The sequence below is a fragment of the Pseudomonas syringae group sp. 247E2 genome, assembly GCF_032587795.1.
Lineage (GTDB): Bacteria > Pseudomonadota > Gammaproteobacteria > Pseudomonadales > Pseudomonadaceae > Aquipseudomonas > Aquipseudomonas amygdali.
The window spans coordinates 443,460-467,840 of record NZ_JAWHPK010000015.1 but is presented as its reverse complement, the minus strand read 5'-3'; the positions used below and the strand labels follow the sequence as shown (position 1 = coordinate 467,840).

Genomic DNA, 24,381 nt, shown 5'->3' with positions numbered 1-24,381 from the left:
ATGAGTTTTGTCAGCATTGAAAACCTGCAGAAAAGCTATGCCAGCACGTCAGTGTTCAGCGACATCAACTGCAGTATCACGAAAGGCGAGTTTGTCACCTTGCTCGGCCCGTCCGGCTGTGGCAAGTCCACGTTATTGCGCTGCATTGCCGGGCTTACGCCAGTCAATAGCGGGCGCATCCTGCTTGATGGCACTGACCTGGTGCCGCTCACACCACAAAAACGCAACATCGGCATGGTGTTCCAGAGCTACGCGCTGTTTCCCAACATGACCGTCGAGCAAAACGTCGCGTTTGGCCTGCGGATTCAGAAAGTCAGTGCGGCCGACAGCGAAAAGCGCGTTGCCGATATTCTGCGCATGGTCGAGCTGCACGACTTTGCCACGCGTTATCCGCATCAGTTATCCGGCGGGCAATGCCAGCGCGTGGCTCTGGCGCGCTCGCTGGTCACTCGCCCACGCCTGCTGTTGCTTGATGAGCCGCTGTCGGCACTGGATGCGCGAATTCGCAAAAACCTGCGTGAGCAGATCCGCGCCATTCAGCGCGAGCTGGGCCTTACCACGATCTTCGTGACCCACGATCAGGAGGAGGCGCTGACCATGTCCGACCGCATCTTCCTGATGAACGAAGGCCGGATCGTGCAGAGTGGTGACGCAGAAACCCTTTACACCGCTCCGGTTGACGTGTTCGCTGCGGGTTTCATCGGCAACTACAACCTGCTGGAAGCCGAAGACGCCACACGTCTGATGCAACGCCCGATCACCAGCCGCATTGCGATTCGCCCTGAATCGATCCAATTGAGCCTGACCGGCGAACTGGAAGGCGAAGTACGCAGTCACAGTCTGCTCGGCAACGTCATCCGCTACCGGATACAGGCCCGCGGCGTGGAACTGGTGGTCGACGTACTGAACCGCAGCGCCGACGACCTGCACCCGGATGGAAGGCGTGTAACACTGAACATCGAACCGTCGGCGCTCTGTGCTCTGAACTAACCGTGCCCTGAACTGATTTTGTTCTGCACGGATAACGCCACACGCTTGCCGATCAAGACGCCAAGCGTGAAGCTGACAGCTGATTCAACAGACTTTTAGGAGAAACGCACATGCCCCTGGCAATTTTCGACCTGGACGAGACCCTGATCGGCGGCGACTGTGCCACGCTCTGGAGCGAGCAGATGGGTCGCCTGGGCTGGGTCGACTCAACCTCGTTCATGCAGCGCAACGACGAACTGATGGCCGCCTACAGCGCAGGCGAGCTGGCAATGGAAGACTACATGGCGTTCAGCCTTGAACCCATGGCTGGCCGTACGCCTGAAGAAATCGATCATCTGGTCGGCCCGTGGGTTGAGGACGTCATCGAGCCGATCATCTACAGCGACGCCTGCAAATGTATTGCTCAGCATCGCGCCAAAGGCGACCGGATTCTGGTGATCTCGGCGTCAGGTGTGCACTTGGTAAAACCCATCGCAGAACGCCTCGGGATCGACGAAGTGCTGGGTATCGAACTGGACGTGCAACATGGCGTGTACAGCGGTGCCACGGTCGGCGTGCTGACCTATCGGGAAGGCAAGATCACGCGCCTGATGGAGTGGCTGGACGCCGAAGGGGAAAACCTTGAGGGGGCGAGCTTCTACTCGGATTCACGCAATGACCTGCCGCTGCTGCTCAAGGTTGACCACCCCAATGTGGTCAACCCCGATGCCGTGTTACTGGAACACGCGCAGAAAGCAGGCTGGCCGGTGCACGACTGGAGCTGAGTCCAGAGGCACCGACGGGTCAGACCAGGCTTTCGTCGATGACCAGCACGATCTTGCCGGATACCGTGTTGGTCGCCAGCTCTTCGAACGCAGCGTCGGCATCCTTGATCGCAAAGGATTTCGCCAGTTGCGGCTTGAGGCGGCCTTCAGTGAACAGCGGCCAGACGTGCTGGCCCAGGTCGCTGAGCAGGTCGGCCTTGAATGTGTCATCGCGACTGCGCAAGGTCGAACCCATCAACTGGATACGTTTGCCCAGCACGTGCGCCAGATCCACCTGCGCCGCGCGCCCGCTCATGATACCGATCAGCACCCAGCGACCGTCCAGAGCCAGCAGTTTGACGTTAAGTTCGGCGTAGCTTGCGCCCACCGGGTCGAGAATGACGTTGAACGGTGCAAAATCGTTCAGGCCTTCAAGACTTTCGCTACGCACTACGCCCCCCTGTGCTCCCAGTTCGACGCAATAGGCCAGACGCTCGGTCGAACCGACACTGACCCAGACCGGGTTGCCGAACGCTTTGCAAAGCTGAATACCGGCTGAACCAACCCCACTTGCGCCTGCGTGCAACAACACCTTTTCACCCGGCTTGAGGCCTGCCAGCTGAAACAGATTGAGCCACGCGGTGGCATACACCTCAGGGATGGCGGCGGCCTCATGCAGCGACAGCCCTTCCGGGACCGGTAATACGTGTCGCCCGTCGACCACCACTTCTTCAGCCATCGCCCCGCCCGCCAACAGCGCGCAGACGCGGTCTCCGACCACCCAGGACGTGCCCGGACCCACTTCGGCGATCACCCCCGAGCACTCCAGACCCAGTGTCTGAGTGACGCCGGGCGGCGGCGGATACTTGCCCTCGCGCTGTAACAGATCGGCTCGATTCAAACCTGCCGCAGCCACTTTGATACGTACCTGCCCCACATCAAGGGCCGGACTCGGCTCCTCGACCCATTCCACATGTCCTTCAACGCCTTGCAATGCCTTCACGGTGCCTCCATAGTGAGTCCAGACTGAGCCCGTGGCTGTTTTGCCCGGGCTTTTGCATTATGCGGCCGGGTCCGAAGGAACCGGCGACCTCAAAGACGGCCTAATATGCGTTATCAATTGTCCTCGCGTCGAATCAGCATGAAGCAATTATTCCCCAGCACTGCCCTCGCACTGTTTGTCGGCCTTAGCGTTTTGCCGATGTCAGCCAGTACCTTTGCCGCCAACAGCTGGGATAATCTTCAGCCGGACCGCGACGAAGTGATTGCCAGCCTCAACGTGGTTGAGCTGCTCAAACGACATCACTACAGCAAGCCGCCCCTGGACGACAAGCGTTCAGCGATTATTTACCAGAGCTACATCAAGCAACTGGACCCCTCGCGCAGCTATTTCATGGCCAGCGACATTGCCGAATTCGACAAATGGCAGTTCCAGTTCGACGACTTCCTCAAAAGTGGTGACCTGAATCCGGGTTTCACTATCTACAAGCGCTACCTGGACCGCATCAAGGCGCGTCTGGACTTCGCGCTGGCTGAATTGAGCAAGGGCGTCGACAAGCTTGATTTCAATACCAAGGAAACCCTGCTGGTGGACCGCAAGGACGCCGCATGGCCCAAGGACACGGCCGAGCTGGACGAGCTATGGCGCAAGCGCATAAAAGATGAAGTCCTGCGCCTGAAGATCGCAGGCAAGGACCCGGCGAAGATCCAGGAAACCCTGACCAAGCGTTACAAGAATCAGCAGGCCCGTCTGAACCAGACTCGCGCCGAAGATATCTTCCAGGCCTACATCAACACTTTCGCCATGTCTTATGACCCGCACACCAACTACCTGTCGCCTGACAGCGCGGAAAACTTCGACATCAACATGAGCCTGTCGCTGGAAGGCATCGGCGCCGTGTTGCAGAGCGATAACGACAACGTGAAAATCGTGCGTCTGGTCCCGGCAGGCCCTGCGGCCAAAACCAAGCAGGTCGCGCCAGCCGACAAGATCGTGGCCGTTGCCCAGGGCGACAAGGAAATGGTCGATGTGATCGGCTGGCGTCTGGATGAAGTCGTCAAGCTGATCCGCGGTCCGAAAGGTTCCGTGGTCCGTCTGGAGATCATCCCGGCCAGCAATGCGCCGAATGACCAGACCAGCAAGATTGTCGCCATCACCCGTGAAGCGGTGAAACTTGAAGAGCAGGCGGCCAAGAAGTCGATCCTGCACCTCAAACAGGATGGCAAGGACTACAAACTCGGGGTCATCGACATCCCTGCGTTCTATCTGGACTTCAAGGCCTACCGTGCTGGCGATCCGGAATACAAGAGCACCACCCGTGACGTGAAGAAACTGCTTACCGAGCTGCAGGCCGAGAAAGTCGATGGCGTGGTACTGGATCTGCGTAACAATGGTGGCGGTTCGTTGCAGGAAGCGACCGAGCTGACCAGTCTGTTCATCGACAAGGGCCCGACCGTGCTGGTGCGTAACGCCGACGGCAAGGTCGATGTGCTGGAAGACGAAGCCAAAGGCGCGTTCTACAAAGGCCCTATGGCCTTGCTGGTCAACCGCCTGTCCGCTTCGGCATCTGAGATTTTCGCTGGCGCGATGCAGGATTATCACCGTGCGCTGGTGATTGGTGGCCAGACCTTCGGCAAGGGCACCGTGCAGACCATTCAGCCGCTCAATCATGGCGAACTGAAGCTGACTCTGGCCAAGTTCTATCGGGTTTCCGGTCAGAGCACCCAGCATCAGGGTGTAGTGCCGGACATCACTTACCCGTCGCTGATCGATACCAAGGAAATCGGCGAGAGCGCGCTGCCCGAGGCCATGCCATGGGACAGCATCAAACCGGCGATCAAGCCGGCAATCGACCCGTTCAAGCCGTTCCTGGCGCAGTTGCAGGCGCGTCATGAAGCACGTTCGGCGAAAGACGCCGAGTTCGTGTTCATTGAAGACCGTCTGGCGCTGGCCAAGAAGCTGATGAACGAAAAAACGGTCAGCCTCAATGAAGCCGACCGTCGTGCCGAGCATGCGTCCATCGAAAGCAAGCAGCTCGCGCTGGAAAACACCCGCCGCAAGGCCAAGGGTGAAGAGCCGCTCAAAGAGTTGAAGAAGGAAGACGAAGACGCGCTGCCGGTGGAAGACGAGAAAACCAAACCCGAGGACGATGCCTACCTGGCAGAGACCGGGCGTATTCTGATCGACTATCTGGGGCTAAGCGCCGCTGTGGCGAAAAAATAAGACAGACTCATTGATGGCCATTTAGCGTCAACGTCATCAAACAGTCATGAAGCTGTCGTGAAATACGGGGCTGAACGCGCAAGCGCTCAGCCCTTTTTTATTCTCTTCGAGACGACCATGACCCTAACCGAGCAGTTGAGCACACTGAGTTCGATTCTGGCTCGTGGTGATTTGCACAGCTTGTTCCAGCCCATCGTGTCGCTATCGGAACGTCGCATTCTGGGTTATGAAGCCTTGACCCGCGGACCGTCCAACAGCGCGTTGCATTCGCCCCTGAACCTGTTTTCCATCGCTCGACAGGCAGGCCGCCTGAGTGAGCTGGAACTGAGTTGCCGTGACAGCGCCTGCCGGCGTTTCAGCCAGCAGAAGTTGCCGGGCAAGCTGTTTCTCAACGTCTCTCCCGAATCGCTGCTCGAAACGTCTCATCCACCGGGCCGCACCCTGGAAATGCTGCGCCGTTATCAAATCGCGCCCAAGGATGTAGTCATCGAACTGACCGAGCAGATGCCCACCGATGATTTCGACCTGCTGTACAACGCGCTGCACCACTACCGCGACATGGGCTTCTCCATCGCGCTGGATGATCTGGGTGCCGGTTATTCGAGCTTGCGACTCTGGTCGGAGCTGCGCCCGGACTACGTGAAAATCGATCGGCACTTCATCGACGGAATTCACCAGGATGCGGTGAAGCGCGAGTTCGTTGGCTCCATGCTGCAAATGGCCAAGGCTTCCAGAGCGACCGTGATTGCCGAAGGCATCGAATTGCCCGAAGAGCTGGCGGCGCTGAAGGACATGGGCGTGGATCTGGTTCAGGGCTATCTTCTTGCCCGTCCGCAAGAGCGCCCGCCACGCGACACCCGCGCCATGCTGCCCAAGGCAGAGACCACCAGCGCGCCGTTGAACGAAGACGCGGCAGACCTTTCTGCCCTGCTCAACCCGCAACCATCAGTCAGCCAGTCCACGCCCACAGCTGAGGTGCTGGAAGCGTTTCGCAGGCAGGCCAATCTCAATTCGCTGGCCGTGCTGGACGACGAAGCCAGGCCCTGCGGCATCGTCCATAGGCATTCATTGTCCGAGGCACTGCTCAAGCCCTTTGGTACCGAACTGTTTGCCCGCAAGCCAATCAGCCGCCTGATGAGTGATGACTTTCTGGCCGTGGAAGTCAGCCAGTCACTGCAACAGGTCAGCCGACTGTTGACCAGCCGAGCCCGGCAGCGCATCGAAGAGGATTTCATCATCATCTCCAACGGTACCTATCTGGGCCTGGGACGGGTCATCGATGTTCTGAAGCTGATTACCGAGATGAAAATCCAGCAGGCACGTTACGCTAACCCGCTGACCCTGCTGCCCGGCAATGTTCCGATCCAGCAATGCCTGATGCGTCTGCTGCAACAGGGCCGCGAATCGGTGATCTGCTATGTGGACATTGACAGCTTCAAGCCTTTCAACGACATCTACGGCTACGCCCGTGGCGATGAAGTGCTGCTGTGTCTCGCGCAGTGTCTGAACGACCGTATCGACCCAAGCAGAGACTTTGTCGGACACATCGGCGGGGATGATTTTCTGATGGTGCTGGGCATTGAGGATTGGGAGCGCCGCCTGAAAACCCTGCTGGATGATTTCCAGAATCAATGCCGACGTTTCTACCGCGCGGAGCATCTGGAAGCCGGTTGCTTCGTCGCCCTCAACCGACTGGGGCAGCGTCAGGAATTCCCGTTGTTATCGCTGTCGATTGGCGTAGTGCATCTGCACGAAGAAAGCTGCACGCTGGTCGATGCCAGCCAGCTGGCCGACCTGGCCTCACAAGCCAAACATTTCGCCAAGGACGTTGCTGGCGCGAGCATTCATGTGATCGATTCGACGCGGCTGGATTTATTGGTACAAGCGTGAGGGTAAATGAGCTGAACGTGCGACTTCGCGAGCAAGCTCGCTCCCTCAGGTTCGCTGTTGTGGGAGTGAACGGGCGGCGATCCGCATTACTCACGAAGGGGTCGATACAGCCACTGAAGATTCGGGGGCCGAATCGCTACTGCACCTCCACTTCCGGGTAGCTGTATTCAAACACCCGAACCACTTCGGCGGCATGCCACGAAGCGGCGGCGACGCCATCTGACGGGCCAGAGAAGCGTCCGAGACGCTCTGCGCATTCAAAAAAACCTGGGCGCGGCAAGCGGCTTGCGCCCTGGCTGATAACCAGCGAGCTGCGCAAAGGCTGTTCCGCGCGGGCGTCCATGGCGGCCAGATGCTCCAGGGCTGCGGTCAGGGTCTGCATGGCCGGACTGGGCAATTGCAAACGCTCGACCAACGCGCGATAGGTCAGCAGATGACGCTGGCGGCGCGCCTGATCGAGCTCATTGAGCAGGCCGTCCCAATGCTGACGGCTGATGCGCACGCTCACGACTCGCCTCGCCAGCCCGGCACTCCAAGCTCCCATGCCAGGCTGCGCTTTATTGCAGCATCCGGCTGACGAGTACCATTCTCGATCAACTCCAGATAAGACGGACTGATGCCGACCGAACGCGCCAGGCTGGCCACTTCAAGACCTTTGGCCTCGCGCAGTGCCCGCAACTCATCGAACCCTGGAAGCTCACCGGCAGCGATGCCGGAAGTCGATGCAACCGGTTCCTGGCGCGGCTTGCCGACCAACCCGGCAGCCTTCAGCAGTGCCTGGTACTGAGCCCAGGGCAGCACTGCATATTCCGGCTCACCGTCACGGGATATCACTTGAAGATCCATAGAGTCACCTTGTACTACACGACCGCACACTGATCAGGCTTGATTCATAGGCTGGCATCTTAACAGCGGAACGCTATGGCTTGTGTTCAATCAGTGAGACTTACACCTTACCCCGCTCTTTCTCCAGCAGCGCCTGAGTCTTGGGCAGCTGCTCGACCACGATGAGTTTCTCGGGGGGTTGCTGCTCGCGCCACGCACGAAAAGCATCCAGTTCGTCGCTCAAGTGCTTGGTGACCCAGGCCAGCACTGCGATGTCATCGAACATCCCCAGGCCTGGAATCCAGTCAGGAATAGCGTCCAGCGGGCTGAGGAAATACATCAGGCCCGCGACAATGGACAAAATAGCTTTAGGACTGATGCTTCGGTACTCACCACGCCAGTAAGCCAGACACAAGGCCTGGAGCAAACGCAGATCGTCCTTGAGCTTGCCCAGACGATTACCTTCACTGTTGCCCTTGCGTGCGACAGCAAACAACAACCCTGGCAGTCGCCCCGCTGCCAGCAGACGCCGGGCTCCGGGCAGATAACGAATAAAATTCCACGGTGCTTTCATACCCACTCCCGTTCAGCAAAATGTCTTTCGATAAAAGCAGATCCGGCGAACCTGCCTGGCCGGTACCACAAGGTTATCCACAATAATTGTGGATAACCTTGTGAACAGTGGCTTTTTTCATGCCTGAACTCCCCGTTATCGGGGGACCACAGTCAAATCGGGCGTTTTTTACTCACAAAAAAGCTACAAAGGTGTGAAACCGCCCCCTCGCTCAAGCGAGTGCCGTTACCTTGCCGGACTATCGGACAATGCTACTGCGCGCTTCCATGATAGTGGGACTGCCCGAATGTCCAAGCGTTCGGGAAATAAGCCGGACACAAAAACGCCCTGTCGAGACAGGGCGTTTTCTGTAGCCAGGTAGTGCGTTACTTCTTGGCCGGAGCCGAAGCGGCAGGAGCTGCCTCTTCTTCTTCGTCAGCATCAGCACCAGCTGTCGGAGCAGCTGCCGGGTCTTTGATGCCAAGCAACTCAAGGTCAAAGACCAGTACCGAATTTGCCGGGATCGCAGGGCTCGGGCTCTGCGCGCCGTACGCCAGATCACTAGGGATGAAGAGTTTGATCTTCTCGCCTACGTGCATCAGTTGCAGACCTTCGACCCAACCCGGGATAACGCCGCCTACAGGCAGGTCAATCGGGCTGCCGCGTTCAACGGAACTGTCGAAGACCTTGCCGTCAATCAGTTTGCCTTCGTAGTGAACAGTCACAACATCGGTAGGCTTAGGCTGAGCGCCATCCGCTTTCTTGATGATTTGATACTGCAAGCCGGAAGCAGTGGTGACCACGCCATCCTTTTTGCCGTTCTCTTCGAGGAATTTCTTGCCAGCGGCCGAAGCCTCTTCGCTCATCTTGGCCAGACGCTCCTCGGAGCGCTTCTGCAGGGCCGAGAAGGCTTCAACCAGCTCTTCGTCTTTGAGTTTCTGATCTTTCTTGCCGACTGCGTCTTCGATACCCAGGGCCACAGCCTTGGAATCCAGATCATCCATACCTTCCTGAGCCAGGCTTTTGCCCATGTTCAGACCGATGCCATAAGACGCTTTTTGTGCCGGAGTTTTCAGCTCTACGGTGCTGGCTTGCTTGTCACAACCTGCGAGTACCAGACCGACCAGGGCAATCGCCGCTGCCAACCGATGCTGTTTCATGCTAATTCCTTGTTCATGCGCCAAAAGGGCAAACGAGTAAAGCCGCGAGCTTATCAGGCCGCCGCGATCAATGGCTACCGGCATGAGAGGGAGAAAACGCCGATAAGTTCAGGTATCCAAAGGTTTTCCCGGCGCGGCACTGGATTGTTCAGTTGCAGTTCAGTTTGTGATTCGCATGGGAAACACGCGGGTTTGCAGTGAAGGGCTCATGACACGGGGCTGACCACCCCGGCATGAGGCCAGCGCTTACTGGTCTGCAGCACACGCAGGTGCCCGGCTCGTGCCACTGCGCGAACAAAGTCCTGCACATTGATCGTACCTGCGGCGAGTTGCGCCTGGATGGACTCAGCCCCCGAGTACACGCGCGATACGCTTCGTAAAAGCCGAAGCTCCTCGTCGGACCGGCTGGGTGTGTACGCGAGCAGCGCACCATCGGCTGCCGAGAAATAAACTGCCGACATCTCGAAGCCGTAACGAATTGGCGAGCCTTTGGGTCGCTGTGCAGGCTTGTACCGATAACTGAACATGCGATGCAGATCGTCCGGGTCGAAGAAATCACTCACTACTTCACGCCCGCCCTCAGCTACGAGGTTGGCAGATGAAAAATACATGCCGTCAACACGATAGCCATCAGGTAATGCAGGCCGGTAGTAAGCATCGGGGTGAAACGCCGAACAGGGTGCGTAGACCGGAGCGCCATCTTCAAGGATCGGCTCGGCGATCAGGTAAGCGCGCGTTACCGGGTTGAACAGTAGGAAACCGATGATCTGCGAATGAATGCGAGTACCAATCCGGCCGTGCGCGTAACGTGCAGCTTCATCAGCACGGGTGAACGGCACGCTGAGGCTCAGAGGCCTGGGTGGCCATTGCACGGCGCAGCTTGCAGGCGATGTCACAGGAGGCGTGCGAGTGGCGGCATCGTCCGGATAAGGGCGCCAGTCTGTAGACACTTTCCCGACCCGCCCCCACAGACGACTGGGCACTATCACTTCCAGATCCCCGGCACCTGCGAGCAACCGGACCACATCACTGGGCAGCATGGTGAGGTTCTGCAGCGCCTTGTGGATCTGACTGAGTTCACTCAGGTGCGGCATGCCTGGCGGTCCGGCTACGCGCGCGAACAGCGTGTCTTCGGCGGCAGAACGGGACAGCGTGTATTTGATCAAGGAGCCGTCAGGTCCGGAAAGATAAGTCGCCGGACAAACCTCCTGGTCATCGATCGCTGCATAGATGTCGCCCGCTGAAAAACTGTTCGGGTAGGTAACCTTTTCACGCTCCGGCCATTCTTCAAGCCCGGCCTGAAGTGACGGGTGAGAATGGTAAATCGCATAGTCGTCATACCCTTGCGGGTAGAGCACATACCCCTCCTCATCGTTGCGCGGAAAGACTTCGTTGGGGTCAAAGCTGAACCGGCTGCCGTTCATGGGTTCGGTCGCAACGTACTTGCCATCCTTGCGAACCAGAATAAAGCCGCCGTATTCACGGTCACGCCGATTGCCGATCCGCTCATGGGCATAGCGCGCCGCATCATCAGGATGATCGAAAGGCACGCTAAACGCTGGCATGCCGGGATGATGGTCAACGGACCGTTTTTCAATTCTTTTTCTGGGGTGCATCCGAGGCTCCTTGAAAGCCTGACTGATTGAGTCATTAGCGTAAGGAAACTCAGGGTGGCGGGTGACATAGATGAATATGACAACAGGTAGACGCCGCGGCACCCGGCAACATGAAACTAAAGATAATTTTTAACCGTTAACGGATGTGGTTCGATCCGCTGCGTGGGCGAATCTGCCCAGCCCCTGTTTCGATCACCACGACTGGCGATCAGGGCTTATGCAGTTTGTCGTGCTCAGGAACGTGTTATGCAATCGAACAATCGTTTTCGCCCGATGCGCTCGAGAGTTTGCCAATTGGCAGGCCTTGCAGCCATCACCGCAGCAGTCATGTTGCCGGTCAGCTCAGCCTACGCGACCAAGAAGCCACCTATTGTTGTAACCGAGGGCATCAAGGCATACAGGCTGTGCACAGGCCCCGACAATCTGTCACACGTCATCGAAGGCTCGATTGATCAAAAGGCAATGACCGATGTGAACGCCCTGCACTTCAAGGAAACCCCGGCGCACTCGCAATATGACTGGCACGCCGCACCGGAAGAGCAATACGTGATCACCCTTTCAGGCACGCTCGAATTTTCCACCACGGGTGGAGAGAATTTCGTACTGCGCCCAGGGGAAATATTATTGGCACAGGACACCACCGGCCCTGGCCATCGCTGGAAACTGATAGACGACCAGCCGTGGCGACGCGCTTACGTCATTACCAAACCAGGCGACAAGGCTGCATTCGTACCAAAGGACGGAGCTGCTTCGAAGGGCTGCTGACCTCCAGAGCTCAATGCGGGTCTTGCAGCGGGACAACCTGATCCAGACTGGCAAAACGCTCCACCAGAAAATCGATCAGACAACGCACCCTGGCGGACAAATGCAACTGCTGCGGATAGACCGCGTAGACGTCCGCCCGAGTGGGTGTCTGGTCTTCAAGCACCAGACGCAGACGGCCACTGCGCACGTACCGGGCAATGTCCCATTCAGCCCGCAGCAAAATGCCGAACCCTTCCAGCGCCCAGTTCAGCGCGACCTCACCGTCATTGCAGCCCAATGCGCCATGTACCTTGACGTTCTGCGTACGCCCCCCGTTGCTGAAGCTCCATACCCCGTAGGGTGTTTCGTTCTGACGCAGAAAAATACAATTGTGATGCTGCAGTTCCGCCAGACGTGTCGGCGTACCGTGCTTTTCCAGGTACAGCGGTGATGCGCAGAGCAGACGTCGATTGGATGCGATCTTGCGCGCATGAAAGGCCGCGTCCGAAAGGCTGCCGAAACGAATGCCCAGATCAAAACCATGGGTGGCCAAATCCAGTGGGTGGTCACTGATTTCCAGCTGGATCTGAACCTCGGGGTAACGGGCAAAAAAAGCCGCCAGTGCCGGGCCTATATGGCGGCGACCGAAACCCAGTGAAGCGTTGACCCTGATGAGCCCTTTGGGGCTGGCAGAACTGCTGGTGATCAACTGCTCGACTTCATCGATCTGGGTCAGAATCCGCGCCGCATGGCTGAAATACAACTCGCCCTCGGCAGTCAGACTCATGGACCGCGTGGTGCGATTCACCAGGCGTGTGCCGAGCCGCGCTTCCAGAAGGCTCAAGCGTTTGCTGATGGCAGGCGGCGTCACGCCCAGTTCGCGGGCTGTCGCGGCAAGACTGCCCTGCTGAGCCAACAGATGGAAAAACGACAGGTCCTGTGTCTGGTTCATTGGTAACTCAAAGTTAATTATGTAGTGATTTCGAGTAACTCATACGTTCCGGTTCACTACATATACTCCGTCCACACCCTGTCGAACAGAGCGTTCGCAGGCACAACAAAAAGCACCGGACAGTGGAGTGGACCATGAACAGTTACAACATTGCAGCAGTACCCGGCGACGGCATTGGCGTGGAAGTGATCGCCGCAGGTGTTGAAGTCCTGCAGGCGCTGTCGAAAAAATCCGGCTTCGACCTGACCTTCAAACACTTTGACTGGAATTCGGATAACTACCTGAAGAACGGACACTACATTCCTGAAGGCGGTCTGGCCGAACTCAAGACATTCGATGCGATTTTCTTCGGCGCAGTGGGTGCCTTGAATGTACCCGACCATATTTCCCTGTGGGGTTTGCGCCTGCCGATCTGCCAGGGCTTTGACCAATACGCCAACGTACGTCCAGCGCGCGTTCTGCCTGGCGTAAAGAGCCCGCTGCACAACGGCCACGAGATCGACTGGGTCGTCGTTCGCGAAAACTCCGAGGGCGAGTACTCCGGCAATGGCGGGCGCGTGCATCGTGGTTTGCCAGAAGAAGTCGCAACCGAGGTTTCGGTGTTCACACGGGCCGGTGTAGAGCGCATTCATCGCTTCGCTTTCGAACTGGCGCGCACTCGCCCGCGCAAGCACCTGACCATGGTCACCAAGTCCAACGCGCAACGCCATGGCATGGTGTTGTGGGACGAGATTTTCTACGAAGTGGCCAAGGACTTCCCGGACGTCAGGATCGACAAGGAGCTGGTGGATGCCGTGACCACGCGCATGGTGCTCAAGCCATCGTCGCTGGATGTCATCGTCGCCACCAACCTGCACGCCGACATCCTTTCCGATCTGGCTGCCGCCCTGTCCGGCAGCCTGGGCATCGCCCCTACCGCCAACCTCAACCCAGGCCGCAACTTCCCGTCGATGTTCGAACCGATTCATGGCTCGGCCTTCGATATCACCGGCAAAGGCGTCGCCAACCCGATTGCAACGTTCTGGACCGCTGCGATGATGCTTGAGCATCTGGGTGAATCGGCAGCGGCCAAGACCCTGATGTCGGCCATCGAGGCGGTCACCGAAAGCGGTCTGCATACCCCGGACCTCGGCGGCACGGCCACCACCAGGCAGGTCACCGACGCGGTACTGCAACTGATCAACCGCTGAGGCGCGTTCGCCAGATCATCGTCGTATCGCGGTACAACGCCACGGAGACCGGCCTGCCGAGTCTCCGGGCATTTCCTGACAACAATAAAAACTCAGGACCCGGTCATGAAAAGCATTCTAGGCAAACTGTACGTACAGGTTTTACTCGCGGTCATTCTAGGCGCCATCGTTGGCGTTGTGGCACCGGAGACCGGCGCAGCGCTCAAACCCATCGGCGATGCATTCATCAAGCTGATCAAGATGCTGCTCGCACCAGTGATTTTCCTGACAGTGGTGTCCGGCATCGCGCGCATGGAAAACATGAAGGAGCTGGGCCGCGTCGGGTTTCGGGCACTGATCTATTTTGAAGTGGTGTCGACCCTGGCGCTGGTCATTGGTCTGGTCGTGGTGGATGTATTCAAACCCGGTGCCGGGATGAACATTGATGTGGCAACGCTGGACTCTTCCAGCCTGAGCACCTACACCAGCGCGGCGAAGCATTCGTCGTTCATGGACTTTTTGATGGGCATCATTCCCGACACCATCATCGACGCATTCGCCAAGGGCAATATTCTGCAAATCCTGCTGTTCTCGATCCTGCTCGGGATCGCTCTGGCGCAGGTAGGCCCGCGCGCCAAACCTTTTGTCGATGCGCTGGACAGCCTGATGCAGGGCATGTTCAGAATCGTCAACATGGTCATGCGCCTGGCACCGCTCGGCGCATTCGGCGCAATTGCCTTCACCATAGGTAAATATGGTTTCGGTTCGCTGTTTTCTCTCGGCAAACTGATGGCCTGCGTCTACCTGACCTGCGCAGTGTTCGTGATCTTCGTACTCGGGCCGATATGCCGCTACAGCGGGTTCAGCCTCTGGAAATTTCTGCGTTTCATCAAGGAAGAACTGTTCACGGTGCTGGGCACCAGTTCATCTGAATCGGTGCTGCCACAGATGATCTCGAAAATGGAGAAAGCCGGCGTGTCAAAACCGGTTGCAGGAATGATCATTCCATCCGGCCTGACCTTCAACCCGGACGGACAGGCGATCTACTATACGATTGCCGCGATCTTCATCGCCCAGGCGACCAATACGCCACTGACCCTGGCCGACCAGTTGATCGTACTGGTGGTGCTGATGTTCACCTCCAAGGGGTCGGCGGGTGTCACGGGTTCAGGCTTCATCATTCTCGCCGCGACCCTCGCGTCCCTAGGCACCATCCCGGTCGCGGGCATGGTGCTGTTACTGGGCGTGGACCGTTTCATGTCGGAAGCGAGAGCGATCACCAATACCATCGGCAACGGCGTCGGCACCATGGCCATCGCCAAATGGGTCGGCGCACTGGACAGCGAAAAGATGCACCGGGCGCTGAATGGCGAGGACGAGCCGAAACAACCCGAGCCTTTGCCCCTGCCGAAAACCGGTCAGGCCAGACCTGCCGCGATCACGGAAGGGATCAGTCCGTCGCCGACCTGAATCAGGCCAATTCGGAAATTTCGATCAGGTTCAGATCAGGATCGCGCACGTACACAGAACGAATCGGCCCGGTGGCGCCGGTACGCTCCACCGGACCCTCAACGATAGGCCAGTCCTGCTCCTGCAGGTGCGCGATGACTTGAGCCAGCGGGATGCTGGCAATGAAACACAAGTCCAGAGCACCTGGCACAGGCAGATGGGCCTTGGGCTCGAACTCTTTACCACGCTCATGGACATTGATTTTCTGATTGCCGAAGCGAAACGCCAGTCGGCCCTGGCGAAAGCGTTCAGGGGCCATACCCATGACACGTACGTAAAAATCCTTGCAGGCGTCAACATCAGCAGTGGTCAATACAAGATGGTCCAGATGATCAATCACGGGATCAGCTCCGTTTGGAATAGAGTTCTGTTTACGGCAAAGGCCGCATTTCGGATCAGATGATGCCAAGCCGACGCCATTCGGCGCGAGTGGCTGCGTCTATACCATGTGCTTCGAGAACGGCGTCGGTGTGCTGACCCAAGGTCGGCGCGGGCGTTCTTACCTGGCCCGGCGTGCCTTGAAGTTTAGGCACAATCCCCGGGAGGGTAACGGGCGTGCCGTCATCCAGCGCGCTCTGCAACAACATGTCACGCGCCTGATAATGCGGGTCACCGGCGATATCGGCAGCGTCGTAGATCTTGCCTGCCGGGATACGCGCCTCGTTGAGTGCAGCAAGAACTTCGTCCATCGAGCGCTCGGCGGTCCAGGTCGAAATGGCAGCATCAATGCGTGCCACATGCCTGACCCGCCCGTCGTTGTGCTCAAGCTCGGGGTCATTGGCCAGATCCATTCGACCGATTTTTTCCATCAACCGGCGGTAGATACTGTCGCCATTACCTGCGATCAGCGCGTACTTGCCATCATTGCAGCGGTAGGCGTTGGTTGGTGCAATGCCTGGCATGCTGCTGCCTGCTGGCTCACGGACAGTATTGAATACCGAATACTCGGGAATCAGGCTTTCCATCACGTTGAACACTGACTCGTACAACGCGACATCTATCTGCTGCCCATCACCGCCATTCTGCTCGCGGTGACGAAGCGCCAGCAGAATGCCGATCACGCCGTGCAACGCTGCAAGTGAATCGCCGATCGACACACCGACACGCACCGGCGTACGCCCTGGCTCGCCCGACAAATGACGCAAACCGCCCATCGCCTCGCCTATTACGCCAAAACCCGGCCTGTCACGGTACGGGCCGGTCTGCCCATAGCCGGAGACGCGCAGCATGATCAGTTTCGGATTGAGGGCATGTAGCTCTTCCCAACTGAGCCCCCAACCCTCAAGCGTACCGGGGCGGAAATTCTCCACCAGCACATCGGCATCACGGATCAGCTGGCGGGCCATCTCCTGCGCCTTTGGTTGACGCAGGTCGAGGGTCACCGACTGCTTGTTGCGCGACTGCACCGCCCACCATACGGATGTGCCGTTGTGCAGCAACCGCCATTTGCGCAAAGGATCACCGGTCAGCGGCGGCTCGACCTTGATGACCTCGGCACCGAACTCGGCAAGGATCTTCGCCGCAAAAGGTCCGGCAATAAGCTGGCCCAGCTCCACCACCTTGATGCCCTGAAGAGGTAAGTTCATGACACGTCCGTTCTTGTTGGGAATGGATAGATGATCTGCGCAAATGCGGTGGATGGAAAGCCGGAGGCGTTTGACAAGGTTCTGCCCTCGCCACCCCCCAACCCCGGTGAGGCTCATTCAATCAGTTGCTGCACGCCAGCTGAAAACTCATAGAAGCGTCACCCGAGGCACCGTCCTTACCGACCATGAGACCTAACACATTGACTTCTTTTGTGGTGGCAGCGCCACCCAACTTGACGTGCCCGTAGAACAACCGTTCATAGTCACTGGTATCAATAGAAGATGCCGAGCAGAAACCAGGCGAGCGTTTGAAGTGGTCTTCATTGAAAATCACTTTATACGTTGCGAAATAGTCGCTCTTACTACTGTAACTTACGGACTTGATCCACGGAGACGATTGAGCAACGACAGTGCCGTGCTGATCGATAGTCGCGGTGTGCAGCACAGGCAAGGCCAACGCGCTGACGGAGGCGGCCATGACAGATGCAGCCATTAGCAGTTTAAGACCAGTGTTCATATAATTTCCTTATTTAAATATAGAGCATTCAATCGCCCTGACAGGGCGACCTTACAGAATCAGATATAAGACATTCGATCAGCACACTGAAGGCACCAACCGACAAAACCAGCTAATACCAGCGAAGATGAGAAATCAAGGACCTGATCGCATTAAACAAAGAGCAAGTCATAAACTTCAATAAATAAGGAAATAACTTACATTGGTTAAGAGGAAGTCTTACCTGATGATGCGTGGAAGCACACAACGTTGTATCACATGAAAACCGCGCTCCTCTGCAACAATCAACCAGACCGTGCCGTCAGAAACCAAACGTCAAGGGTATTGAACTGCGATGACTGCACTGAATATTGTTTTCACAACGCGCATCAAAATGGACTGCTGACCTTGGCCAACGTGGCCGATGCAGATGGCCCGCGCATGGTCGAAAGCCTGGGCGGAAATAGCTTGGTCGTATGCTTACCAGGATGGCTCGGTAGCTGCCTGTCACACCCCGATGAATGAACGAAGACTTCATCGTTTCAGGAAAGCAGAAAGCAGAAAGCCCGCACAAGGCGGGCTTTCTGTTTGCTTCAAGGAGTTCAAGGGCCTTGAAGCTGAATATGGCGCAGCGGACGGGACTCGAACCCGCGACCCCCGGCGTGACAGGCCGGTATTCTAACCGACTGAACTACCGCTGCGCGTAACACTAAAAGCGAGTTTGGTGGGTGATGACGGGATCGAACCGCCGACCCGCTGCTTGTAAGGCAGCTGCTCTCCCAGCTGAGCTAATCACCCTTCACTCTCGGTGTGGCGCGCATTCTACGGAGCGACCTGCACTCTGGCAAGCACTTTTTTAAATAATTTTTATAATCCTTCCAAAGGCTTACAAACGCTCTGTGCAGGGTTGGCCGCAGCCGCCGAGGAGCGAATAATGCCCGCCTTTGTATAGAAAGAGAGACTCACCTCATGTGGTTCAAAAACCTGCTTGTCTATCGCCTGACCCAGGACGTGCCTTTCGATGCCGAAGCGCTGGAGACAGCACTGGCAACCAAACCGGCTCGTGCCTGCGCCAGCCAGGAGGTGGCCACCTATGGTTTCGTCGCTCCTTTCGGCAAGGGCGAGGACGCTCCATTGGTACACATCAGCCAGGACTTCCTGCTGATTGCTGCACGCAAGGAAGAGCGCATTCTGCCGGGCAGCGTTTTACGCGACGCGCTCAAGGAAAAGGTCGACGAGATCGAAGCCGAGCAGATGCGCAAGGTCTACAAGAAGGAGCGCGATCAGCTCAAGGATGAAATCATCCAGGCCTTTCTGCCGCGTGCGTTTATCCGCCGCTCCGCGACCTTCGCTGCCATCGCGCCAAAGCAGGGCCTGATTCTGGTCAACGCCTCCAGCCCGAAACGCGCCGAAGACCTGCTGTCGACACTGCGTGAAGTGATCGGCTCGTTGCCGGTACGTCCGCTGACCGTCAAGGTTTCGCCGAGTGCGACCATGACCGACTGGGTCAAGACCCAGAAAGCGGCCGACAACTTCTTCGTGCTTGACGAATGCGAACTGCGCGACACCCACGAAGACGGCGGCATCGTACGTTGCAAGCGTCAGGACCTGACCAGCGACGAAATTCAGCTGCACTTGAACACCGGCAAGGTCGTCACCCAGCTGTCGCTGGCCTGGCAGGACAAACTGTCGTTCGTGCTGGACGACAAGCTGGTGGTCAAGCGCCTGAAGTTCGAAGACCTGCTGCAGGATCAGGCGGAACAGGACGGTGGCGACGAAGCACTGGGCCAGCTGGACGCCAGCTTCACACTGATGATGTTGACCTTCGGCGAGTTCCTGCCGGAACTGTTCGACGCGCTGGGCGGCGAGGAAATCCCGCAGGGGATCTGATCCCCGCCCGTCACTGCCTGCAACACCGCGCCGTCCTGTGAGACGGCGCGTTCATTTCACACAGGTTTTTTTACAGGAGGGAGCACTCCATGCGTGCGTTGGCAGCCTTGAGTCGGTTTGTCGGTAATACCTTTGCTTATTGGGTGCTGCTGTTCGCCATCCTGGCGTTTCTGTTCCCGCAGGCCTTTATCGGTCTGAAAAGCTGGATCGTACCGCTGCTGGGTCTGGTCATGTTCGGCATGGGTCTTACCTTGAAGCTGGAAGACTTCTCTGAGGTGGCGCGAAACCCGTGGCGCGTTGCGCTGGGTGTGGTCGCGCACTTTGTGATCATGCCCGGCGTGGCCTGGTTGCTGTGTCAGGTGTTTCAACTGCCGCCGGAAATCGCTGTGGGTGTGATTCTGGTCGGCTGCTGCCCGAGCGGTACGTCATCCAACGTCATGGCCTGGCTGGCCAAAGGTGATCTGGCGCTGGCGGTGGCAATCGCGGCGGTGACCACCCTGCTCGCCCCGCTGCTGACCCCGACCCTGATCTGGTTCCTGGCGTCGGCGTGGCTGCCGGTGTCCTTCCTCGATATGTTCTGGTCAATCCTGCAACTGGTCATGCTGCCGATCGTGCTCGGTGTGGTTGCACAGCGTCTGCTGGGTGCGCGGGTCAGCTACGCCGTGGACGTGCTGCCGCTGGTCTCGGTGGTGAGCATCGTGATGATCGTCTGCGCCGTAGTTGCCGCCAGCCAGGCGAAAATCGCCGAATCGGGCTTGTTGATCATGGCCGTGGTGATCCTCCATAACACCTTCGGCTTTTTGCTGGGTTATTTCACCGGCAAGGTCTTCAAGCTGCCATTGGCGCAACGCAAGTCACTGGCGCTGGAAGTCGGCATGCAGAACTCCGGCCTGGGCGCTGCGCTGGCCAGCGCACATTTCTCGCCGTTGGCGGCGGTGCCGAGCGCGCTGTTCAGCGTCTGGCACAACATTTCCGGTGCGCTGCTATCGACGTATTTCAGGAAGATGCCGGAGGAAGAAACCAGGCAGGGTCGTTGATGAGCGGCGCATGACTGGGATGCAGAAATGCATGCCTACGAGCATTGGCACGATAGTCATATCGTGCCAATGCAGCGCGGAGCGCTTATTGCACCTTCCCTCTCAGCGCCTTCACTTCTTCACGCACATCCACCGGCGTTGCAACATCTGCTGCAATGGGCGAACCCGCGACCAGCACCACACGCGACCAGAGGCGACGGAACAGGGTCTTGCTCGGGTCACGGCTGAAAAAGCTACCCCACAACCCTTGTAGTGCCAGCGGAATGACCGGCACCGGGGTTTCCTCAATGATGCGGCTCATGCCGCTCTTGAAGCCGCTGATCTCGCCGTCGGTGGTCAGCTTGCCTTCCGGGAAGATGCACACCAGCTCGCCTTCCGCGAGGTACTGAGCGATGCGCTTGAACGATTGCTCGTAGATGTCCATGTCCTCGTTGCGCCCGGCAATCGGGATGGTCCCGGCCGTGCGGAAGATAAAGTTGAGGACCGGCAACTGGTAGATCTTGTAGTACATAACAAATCGGATCGGCCGCCGCACTGCACCGGCAATCAGCAACGCATCGACAAAGGAGACATGGTTGCAGACCAGCAGCGCTGCGCCCTCATCTGGTATCCGGTTCAAATCGCGATGCTCGACGCGGTACATGGAATGGCCCAGCAGCCAGATCATGAAGCGCATGGTGAACTCGGGGACGATTTTGAAGATGTAGATATTGACGGCGATGTTCATCAGCGACACCGCCAGAAACAGCTGCGGAATCGACAGTTTGGCGAAGCTCAGCAGCAGGATCGAAACAATCGCCGAAACCACCATGAACAGCGCGTTGAGGATGTTGTTGGCGGCGATGACGCGCGAGCGCTCTTTCACCGGCGTGCGCGACTGGATCAGGGCGTACAACGGCACGATATAGAAGCCGCCGAACACGCCAATACCCAGAATATCGAACAGCACCAGCCAGCCCTGCCCGTAGGAAAGGACTGCCAGCCAGTCGTTGGCCTGCACGTTCTGCGGGAAACCGCCCGAATGCCACCACAGCAACAGACCGAAAATCGTCAGGCCCATCGAGCCAAAGGGCACCAGCCCGATCTCGACCTTATGCCCGGATAACCGCTCGCAAAGCAGCGAGCCCAGCGCGATGCCGATGGAGAACACGGTCAGGATCAGCGTAACAACCGTTTCGTCGCCGTACATCCACTCCTTAGCATAAGCCGGGATCTGCGTCAGGTAGATCGCCCCCACGAACCAGAACCACGAGTTGCCGACAATCGAGCGCGAAACCGCAGGCGTTTGCCCCAGCCCCATGCGCAAGGTCGCCCATGACTGGGTGAAGATGTTCCAGTTGAGCTTCATCTCCGGCGAGGCGGCATCGGCGCGCGGGATACCGAAGCTGGCCAGGAACCCCAGGCAGGCGACCAGCACGATGGCAGCCGCCACCACCCAGGCGTAGTGCGCAGAAGACATCATCACGCCAGCACTGATGGTGCCGGCCAGAATCGCCAGAAAGGTGCCCATCTCGACCAGCGCGTTGCCACCGACCAGTTCGCTCTCGCGCAGGTGCTGGGGCAGGATCGAATATTTGACCGGCCCGAACAGCGCTGAATGTGTGCCCATGGCGAACAGCGCCGCCAGCATCAATTCAAGGTGATCGAACAGAAAGCCCGCAGCCCCTACCGCCATGATGACGATCTCGCCGAACTTGATAATGCGGATCAGCGTGTCCTTGGGGTACTTCTCGCCGAACTGCCCGGCCAGCGCCGAGAACAGGAAGAACGGCAGGATGAACAGCAAGGCACACAGATTGACATAGATCGAACGATCCCCGTCGATGCTCAGCTTATAGAGGATGGCGAGGATCAATGACTGCTTGAAAATATTGTCATTGAACGCCCCGAGGGACTGCGTGATGAAAAACGGCAGGAAACGGCGTTTCCCGAGCAAGCTGAATTGTGACTGTTGGCTCATCGTCCGTGGTCCTGAGAGGCTGTTGACCGGAGCATGTCGCTCCGGCAAGTGCGCCATTGAAGACGTTAAGCAGGCATATGTCGATAGTGCTCTTGCTTCTACCGACTCACGATGCGAAGCCTGTCAAACCAAACGCTACTCTTTGCGTCGTGCCAACCCTGATACGACGGCCACGAACAGCAAGCTGAAGCCCCATCCCGCAAGTATCTCGACCCACATTACAAAACGCACCAACCGCTTGGCACTGAAGAAACCCCACAGCTCTGCAAAAATATTCGCCTTCGGGGTTTCAATCAACGGAGCCCAGTCTTTTTCCTGGTGCAGGTCTACCAGCGGGAGCAGCAAATCAAGAGAGAATGCAAGTGGGCTGAAGCCGGTATAGGCCTCTGGCAGCTCAGCGCAGAGATACCAGTTACCTGTATCGGATGGCTCTTGCCCTGTGGGTGAGGCCGGAGGCATGCATGACGCATACTTCTCGTTTTGAAAAACAAGCGGGTCGCTTGGAGCAAAAATTGCGCCTTCGTTAGCGGCCAGCCAATAGATGCCTGAACACACTAACCAGACCATCAGAAACGAACGTAACAGCAGCATCGGCCTGTAACCGTAACCTGTCAGGTAGCCGTACATGACATGCAAGAAGGTCATGAGTTTTTTGTAGAAGTAACGCCGTAAAGGGTTCCAGCGCTTAGGGCTTTGGCCGATCAAACCGGCAGCGCGAAGGCGCTTTTCGAACTCTATGCCTACCTGACGAGCCTCTTCAGCGTGGCCCATTTCATCAAGAACACTTTGTAGATGTCGCCACGGTTGAGGACGAAACTCCACAGGTTTTGCTTTCACGGGAACAAGGCGCTGCTTACTACTGAGCCAGTCCAGACGATCCGTAATCGACATGGCTGAGTGAACATGAATAAATTTGAATACAAAGCCATCAAGATCGATGTCCTTACCCCACGACTTCTTGTCATCATCCAGCGATCCAGCCCTTCCTCCAGCAAATGAGGCGCTATCAAGAGGGTTGAGCAAGTCTCGCAATACCAGGGCGCCGCCTATATTGATCCGTTTGGCGGAGAGTGTGCTCAAGCGGTCTGCTCCACGCATCACCAAGTCTCCCTTGATGTGCGTACTGTGCAGTACCACGCTACCGACAGCACTGAATTTTCTTCCTAAAAACAACGAACCCGCAATAACTGCCGCGTCCAGGCTTAGCGCAGTACGACCGTTCCCATTCAAGCGCGCAGTATTGCAATTGAACTGTCCGTGCACGTTCGCACCTAGAAAACGCAGAGTGCCAACGGATGAAAAACCTTTATAAAAAAAGACGCTGCCCTTCACATGAATCCTGTCAGCCTGGAACGCTGGACCTGTTGAGGCGGTGATGCCGCCCTCGCAGGCCAATTGCCCCTCTACTTTAGCGGCCATCAGGTTGACGCCACCCTTGGCCGAAAAACCACCACGTAATTGAAAATTGCCTCCACAGAGTACATTTTCGGCAGACAGCGCCCAGGAACCACAACCATCAAGCTGTGCACCTGAGCAACTCACATGACCCGAGATATGAGCACCGTTAATATTAATCTTACCGCTGGATGTCGTTTTGATAAGGAACAGCCGTCCTTCGATCAGAACCCGGGATGCATCAAGTCCATGAAGGGTCGAGTGGGATAAAACCAGTGAATGCGCGAATGTGGCATCTGTCAGTATGATCTCACGCTGTACATGACAGAATTGAATGAGCAGCGGAGACGGCACAACTGTCGAGTTCAGATTCAGCCAGCCTTGAATATAAGCGCCTTTGAGCTGAACACCACGCTCGTGAACAGGTGCGCTGCCATCGCCCCCCAAAACAAGAAAACGCAGAAAGCCCGCGCGAACAGTGTTGTCAGTTGATGGCTCTTCGGGAACAACCGGGCCTATCTTCGCCATCGTCCCGAAACGACAACAATCCAGCAAACTCTGCTCAGCCGGTTTCAGCGGGCCGAAATCAGCCAACGAGCGTCCATGCGCCTTCATCTTTTATCCCTTATGCGCGCGACCCGTT

General features: G+C 57.5%; 21 protein-coding genes and 2 tRNA genes. 9 read left to right on the top strand and 14 right to left on the bottom strand.

All coding sequences use genetic code 11. The features are described from left to right. Positions 1-990, top strand: coding sequence for an ABC transporter ATP-binding protein (locus RYC18_RS17365; protein ID WP_002552643.1), 990 nt, complete (start codon positions 1-3; stop codon positions 988-990). A gap of 110 nt (positions 991-1,100) precedes the next feature. Continuing rightward, positions 1,101-1,754: an HAD family hydrolase gene (locus RYC18_RS17360; RefSeq protein ID WP_002552642.1), complete on the top strand. Its 654-nt coding sequence runs from the start codon at positions 1,101-1,103 to the stop codon at positions 1,752-1,754. A 19-nt stretch (positions 1,755-1,773) separates the two neighbouring features. On the opposite strand, the gene RYC18_RS17355 is transcribed toward RYC18_RS17360, so the two are convergent. Continuing rightward, positions 1,774-2,736 (bottom strand): NAD(P)H-quinone oxidoreductase, encoded by a 963-nt coding sequence (locus RYC18_RS17355; protein ID WP_316886527.1) that lies wholly within the window; start codon positions 2,734-2,736, stop codon positions 1,774-1,776. A gap of 138 nt (positions 2,737-2,874) precedes the next feature. On the opposite strand from RYC18_RS17355, the gene RYC18_RS17350 reads away from it, so the two are divergent. Both RYC18_RS17350 and RYC18_RS17345 read left to right on the top strand, forming a co-directional pair. Continuing rightward, positions 2,875-4,956, top strand: coding sequence for a carboxy terminal-processing peptidase (locus tag RYC18_RS17350; protein ID WP_004657761.1), 2,082 nt, complete (start codon positions 2,875-2,877; stop codon positions 4,954-4,956). Between the two features lie 117 nt (positions 4,957-5,073). Then, on the top strand, positions 5,074-6,846 hold the full coding sequence (locus tag RYC18_RS17345; RefSeq protein WP_029240863.1) for a bifunctional diguanylate cyclase/phosphodiesterase: 1,773 nt from the start codon (positions 5,074-5,076) through the stop codon (positions 6,844-6,846). Positions 6,847-6,982: 136 nt separating this feature from the next. Here RYC18_RS17345 and RYC18_RS17340 read toward each other — a convergent pair whose 3' ends face one another. The 5 genes from RYC18_RS17340 to RYC18_RS17320 all read right to left on the bottom strand — a co-directional run bounded on the left by RYC18_RS17340 (position 6,983) and on the right by RYC18_RS17320 (position 11,000). Next, positions 6,983-7,354, bottom strand: coding sequence for a hypothetical protein (locus RYC18_RS17340; protein ID WP_002552638.1), 372 nt, complete (start codon positions 7,352-7,354; stop codon positions 6,983-6,985). Continuing rightward, on the bottom strand, positions 7,351-7,692 hold the full coding sequence (locus RYC18_RS17335; protein WP_005782783.1) for a helix-turn-helix domain-containing protein: 342 nt from the start codon (positions 7,690-7,692) through the stop codon (positions 7,351-7,353). Before RYC18_RS17335 ends, RYC18_RS17340 begins: the two co-directional genes overlap by 4 nt. 100 nt (positions 7,693-7,792) lie before the next feature. Then, a complete protein-coding gene (locus RYC18_RS17330; RefSeq protein ID WP_002552636.1) occupies positions 7,793-8,245 on the bottom strand; it encodes a YkvA family protein in 453 nt (150 codons plus the stop codon). A 365-nt stretch (positions 8,246-8,610) separates the two neighbouring features. After that, a complete protein-coding gene (locus RYC18_RS17325) occupies positions 8,611-9,384 on the bottom strand; it encodes an FKBP-type peptidyl-prolyl cis-trans isomerase (protein ID WP_002552635.1) in 774 nt (257 codons plus the stop codon). Positions 9,385-9,590: 206 nt separating this feature from the next. Next, a complete protein-coding gene (locus RYC18_RS17320) occupies positions 9,591-11,000 on the bottom strand; it encodes a DUF4329 domain-containing protein (protein WP_005782785.1) in 1,410 nt (469 codons plus the stop codon). Positions 11,001-11,246: 246 nt separating this feature from the next. Between RYC18_RS17320 and RYC18_RS17315 the strand changes: the two genes are divergently transcribed. Continuing rightward, a complete protein-coding gene (locus tag RYC18_RS17315; RefSeq protein ID WP_005782786.1) occupies positions 11,247-11,765 on the top strand; it encodes a hypothetical protein in 519 nt (172 codons plus the stop codon). 10 nt (positions 11,766-11,775) lie between these two features. On the opposite strand, the gene RYC18_RS17310 is transcribed toward RYC18_RS17315, so the two are convergent. Further along, positions 11,776-12,696, bottom strand: coding sequence for a LysR family transcriptional regulator (locus RYC18_RS17310; RefSeq protein WP_316886526.1), 921 nt, complete (start codon positions 12,694-12,696; stop codon positions 11,776-11,778). A 134-nt stretch (positions 12,697-12,830) separates the two neighbouring features. Between RYC18_RS17310 and RYC18_RS17305 the strand changes: the two genes are divergently transcribed. Both RYC18_RS17305 and RYC18_RS17300 read left to right on the top strand, forming a co-directional pair. Continuing rightward, positions 12,831-13,886: a tartrate dehydrogenase gene (locus RYC18_RS17305; protein ID WP_004657745.1), complete on the top strand. Its 1,056-nt coding sequence runs from the start codon at positions 12,831-12,833 to the stop codon at positions 13,884-13,886. 105 nt (positions 13,887-13,991) lie between these two features. Continuing rightward, positions 13,992-15,335 (top strand): dicarboxylate/amino acid:cation symporter, encoded by a 1,344-nt coding sequence (locus tag RYC18_RS17300; protein WP_044323699.1) that lies wholly within the window; start codon positions 13,992-13,994, stop codon positions 15,333-15,335. 1 nt (position 15,336) lies between these two features. Here RYC18_RS17300 and RYC18_RS17295 read toward each other — a convergent pair whose 3' ends face one another. From RYC18_RS17295 to RYC18_RS17270, 5 genes are all read right to left on the bottom strand, one after another. Further along, the gene (locus RYC18_RS17295) at positions 15,337-15,714 is read right to left on the bottom strand and encodes a VOC family protein (protein ID WP_002552629.1); all 378 of its coding nucleotides are present in this window, start codon (positions 15,712-15,714) and stop codon (positions 15,337-15,339) included. A 55-nt stretch (positions 15,715-15,769) separates the two neighbouring features. Then, the gene (locus RYC18_RS17290) at positions 15,770-16,960 is read right to left on the bottom strand and encodes a CaiB/BaiF CoA transferase family protein (RefSeq protein ID WP_005743810.1); all 1,191 of its coding nucleotides are present in this window, start codon (positions 16,958-16,960) and stop codon (positions 15,770-15,772) included. Between the two features lie 121 nt (positions 16,961-17,081). Further along, entirely contained in the window at positions 17,082-17,477 is a 396-nt protein-coding gene (locus RYC18_RS17285) for a hypothetical protein (protein WP_004643774.1), read from the bottom strand. A gap of 603 nt (positions 17,478-18,080) precedes the next feature. Then, positions 18,081-18,157, bottom strand: a tRNA-Asp gene (locus RYC18_RS17275). 21 nt (positions 18,158-18,178) lie between these two features. Then, a tRNA-Val gene (locus tag RYC18_RS17270) sits at positions 18,179-18,254 on the bottom strand. A 171-nt stretch (positions 18,255-18,425) separates the two neighbouring features. Here RYC18_RS17270 and rdgC point away from each other — a divergent pair. Both rdgC and RYC18_RS17260 read left to right on the top strand, forming a co-directional pair. Then, the gene (gene rdgC / locus RYC18_RS17265) at positions 18,426-19,346 is read left to right on the top strand and encodes a recombination-associated protein RdgC (RefSeq protein WP_316886525.1); all 921 of its coding nucleotides are present in this window, start codon (positions 18,426-18,428) and stop codon (positions 19,344-19,346) included. Positions 19,347-19,435: 89 nt separating this feature from the next. After that, positions 19,436-20,383, top strand: a complete 948-nt coding sequence (locus tag RYC18_RS17260) for a bile acid:sodium symporter family protein (protein ID WP_005747132.1) — start codon at positions 19,436-19,438, stop codon at positions 20,381-20,383. 85 nt (positions 20,384-20,468) lie between these two features. Here the strand turns inward: RYC18_RS17260 and RYC18_RS17255 are convergent, their stop codons facing one another. Both RYC18_RS17255 and RYC18_RS17250 read right to left on the bottom strand, forming a co-directional pair. Next, complete coding sequence (locus RYC18_RS17255; protein WP_005732890.1) at positions 20,469-22,343, bottom strand: MFS transporter; 1,875 nt, start codon at positions 22,341-22,343, stop codon at positions 20,469-20,471. Positions 22,344-22,478: 135 nt separating this feature from the next. Beyond that, positions 22,479-24,353 (bottom strand): membrane-associated oxidoreductase, encoded by a 1,875-nt coding sequence (locus RYC18_RS17250; RefSeq protein WP_235813716.1) that lies wholly within the window; start codon positions 24,351-24,353, stop codon positions 22,479-22,481. Between the last annotated feature and the right edge of the window lie 28 nt (positions 24,354-24,381).

What these genes read in the sequence shown, in the direction of transcription:
- RYC18_RS17365 (WP_002552643.1), top strand. Translation starts at nt 1, where the DNA reads ATGAGTTTTGTCAGCATTGAAAACCTGCAGAAAAGCTATGCCAGCACG.
- RYC18_RS17360 (WP_002552642.1), top strand. Translation starts at nt 1,101, where the DNA reads ATGCCCCTGGCAATTTTCGACCTGGACGAGACCCTGATCGGCGGCGAC.
- RYC18_RS17350 (WP_004657761.1), top strand. Translation starts at nt 2,875, where the DNA reads ATGAAGCAATTATTCCCCAGCACTGCCCTCGCACTGTTTGTCGGCCTT.
- RYC18_RS17345 (WP_029240863.1), top strand. Translation starts at nt 5,074, where the DNA reads ATGACCCTAACCGAGCAGTTGAGCACACTGAGTTCGATTCTGGCTCGT.
- RYC18_RS17335 (WP_005782783.1), bottom strand. Translation starts at nt 7,692, where the DNA reads ATGGATCTTCAAGTGATATCCCGTGACGGTGAGCCGGAATATGCAGTG.
- RYC18_RS17330 (WP_002552636.1), bottom strand. Translation starts at nt 8,245, where the DNA reads ATGAAAGCACCGTGGAATTTTATTCGTTATCTGCCCGGAGCCCGGCGT.
- RYC18_RS17325 (WP_002552635.1), bottom strand. Translation starts at nt 9,384, where the DNA reads ATGAAACAGCATCGGTTGGCAGCGGCGATTGCCCTGGTCGGTCTGGTA.
- RYC18_RS17320 (WP_005782785.1), bottom strand. Translation starts at nt 11,000, where the DNA reads ATGCACCCCAGAAAAAGAATTGAAAAACGGTCCGTTGACCATCATCCC.
- RYC18_RS17315 (WP_005782786.1), top strand. Translation starts at nt 11,247, where the DNA reads ATGCAATCGAACAATCGTTTTCGCCCGATGCGCTCGAGAGTTTGCCAA.
- RYC18_RS17310 (WP_316886526.1), bottom strand. Translation starts at nt 12,696, where the DNA reads ATGAACCAGACACAGGACCTGTCGTTTTTCCATCTGTTGGCTCAGCAG.
- RYC18_RS17305 (WP_004657745.1), top strand. Translation starts at nt 12,831, where the DNA reads ATGAACAGTTACAACATTGCAGCAGTACCCGGCGACGGCATTGGCGTG.
- RYC18_RS17300 (WP_044323699.1), top strand. Translation starts at nt 13,992, where the DNA reads ATGAAAAGCATTCTAGGCAAACTGTACGTACAGGTTTTACTCGCGGTC.
- RYC18_RS17290 (WP_005743810.1), bottom strand. Translation starts at nt 16,960, where the DNA reads ATGAACTTACCTCTTCAGGGCATCAAGGTGGTGGAGCTGGGCCAGCTT.
- RYC18_RS17285 (WP_004643774.1), bottom strand. Translation starts at nt 17,477, where the DNA reads ATGAACACTGGTCTTAAACTGCTAATGGCTGCATCTGTCATGGCCGCC.
- rdgC (WP_316886525.1), top strand. Translation starts at nt 18,426, where the DNA reads ATGTGGTTCAAAAACCTGCTTGTCTATCGCCTGACCCAGGACGTGCCT.
- RYC18_RS17260 (WP_005747132.1), top strand. Translation starts at nt 19,436, where the DNA reads ATGCGTGCGTTGGCAGCCTTGAGTCGGTTTGTCGGTAATACCTTTGCT.
- RYC18_RS17255 (WP_005732890.1), bottom strand. Translation starts at nt 22,343, where the DNA reads ATGAGCCAACAGTCACAATTCAGCTTGCTCGGGAAACGCCGTTTCCTG.
- RYC18_RS17250 (WP_235813716.1), bottom strand. Translation starts at nt 24,353, where the DNA reads ATGAAGGCGCATGGACGCTCGTTGGCTGATTTCGGCCCGCTGAAACCG.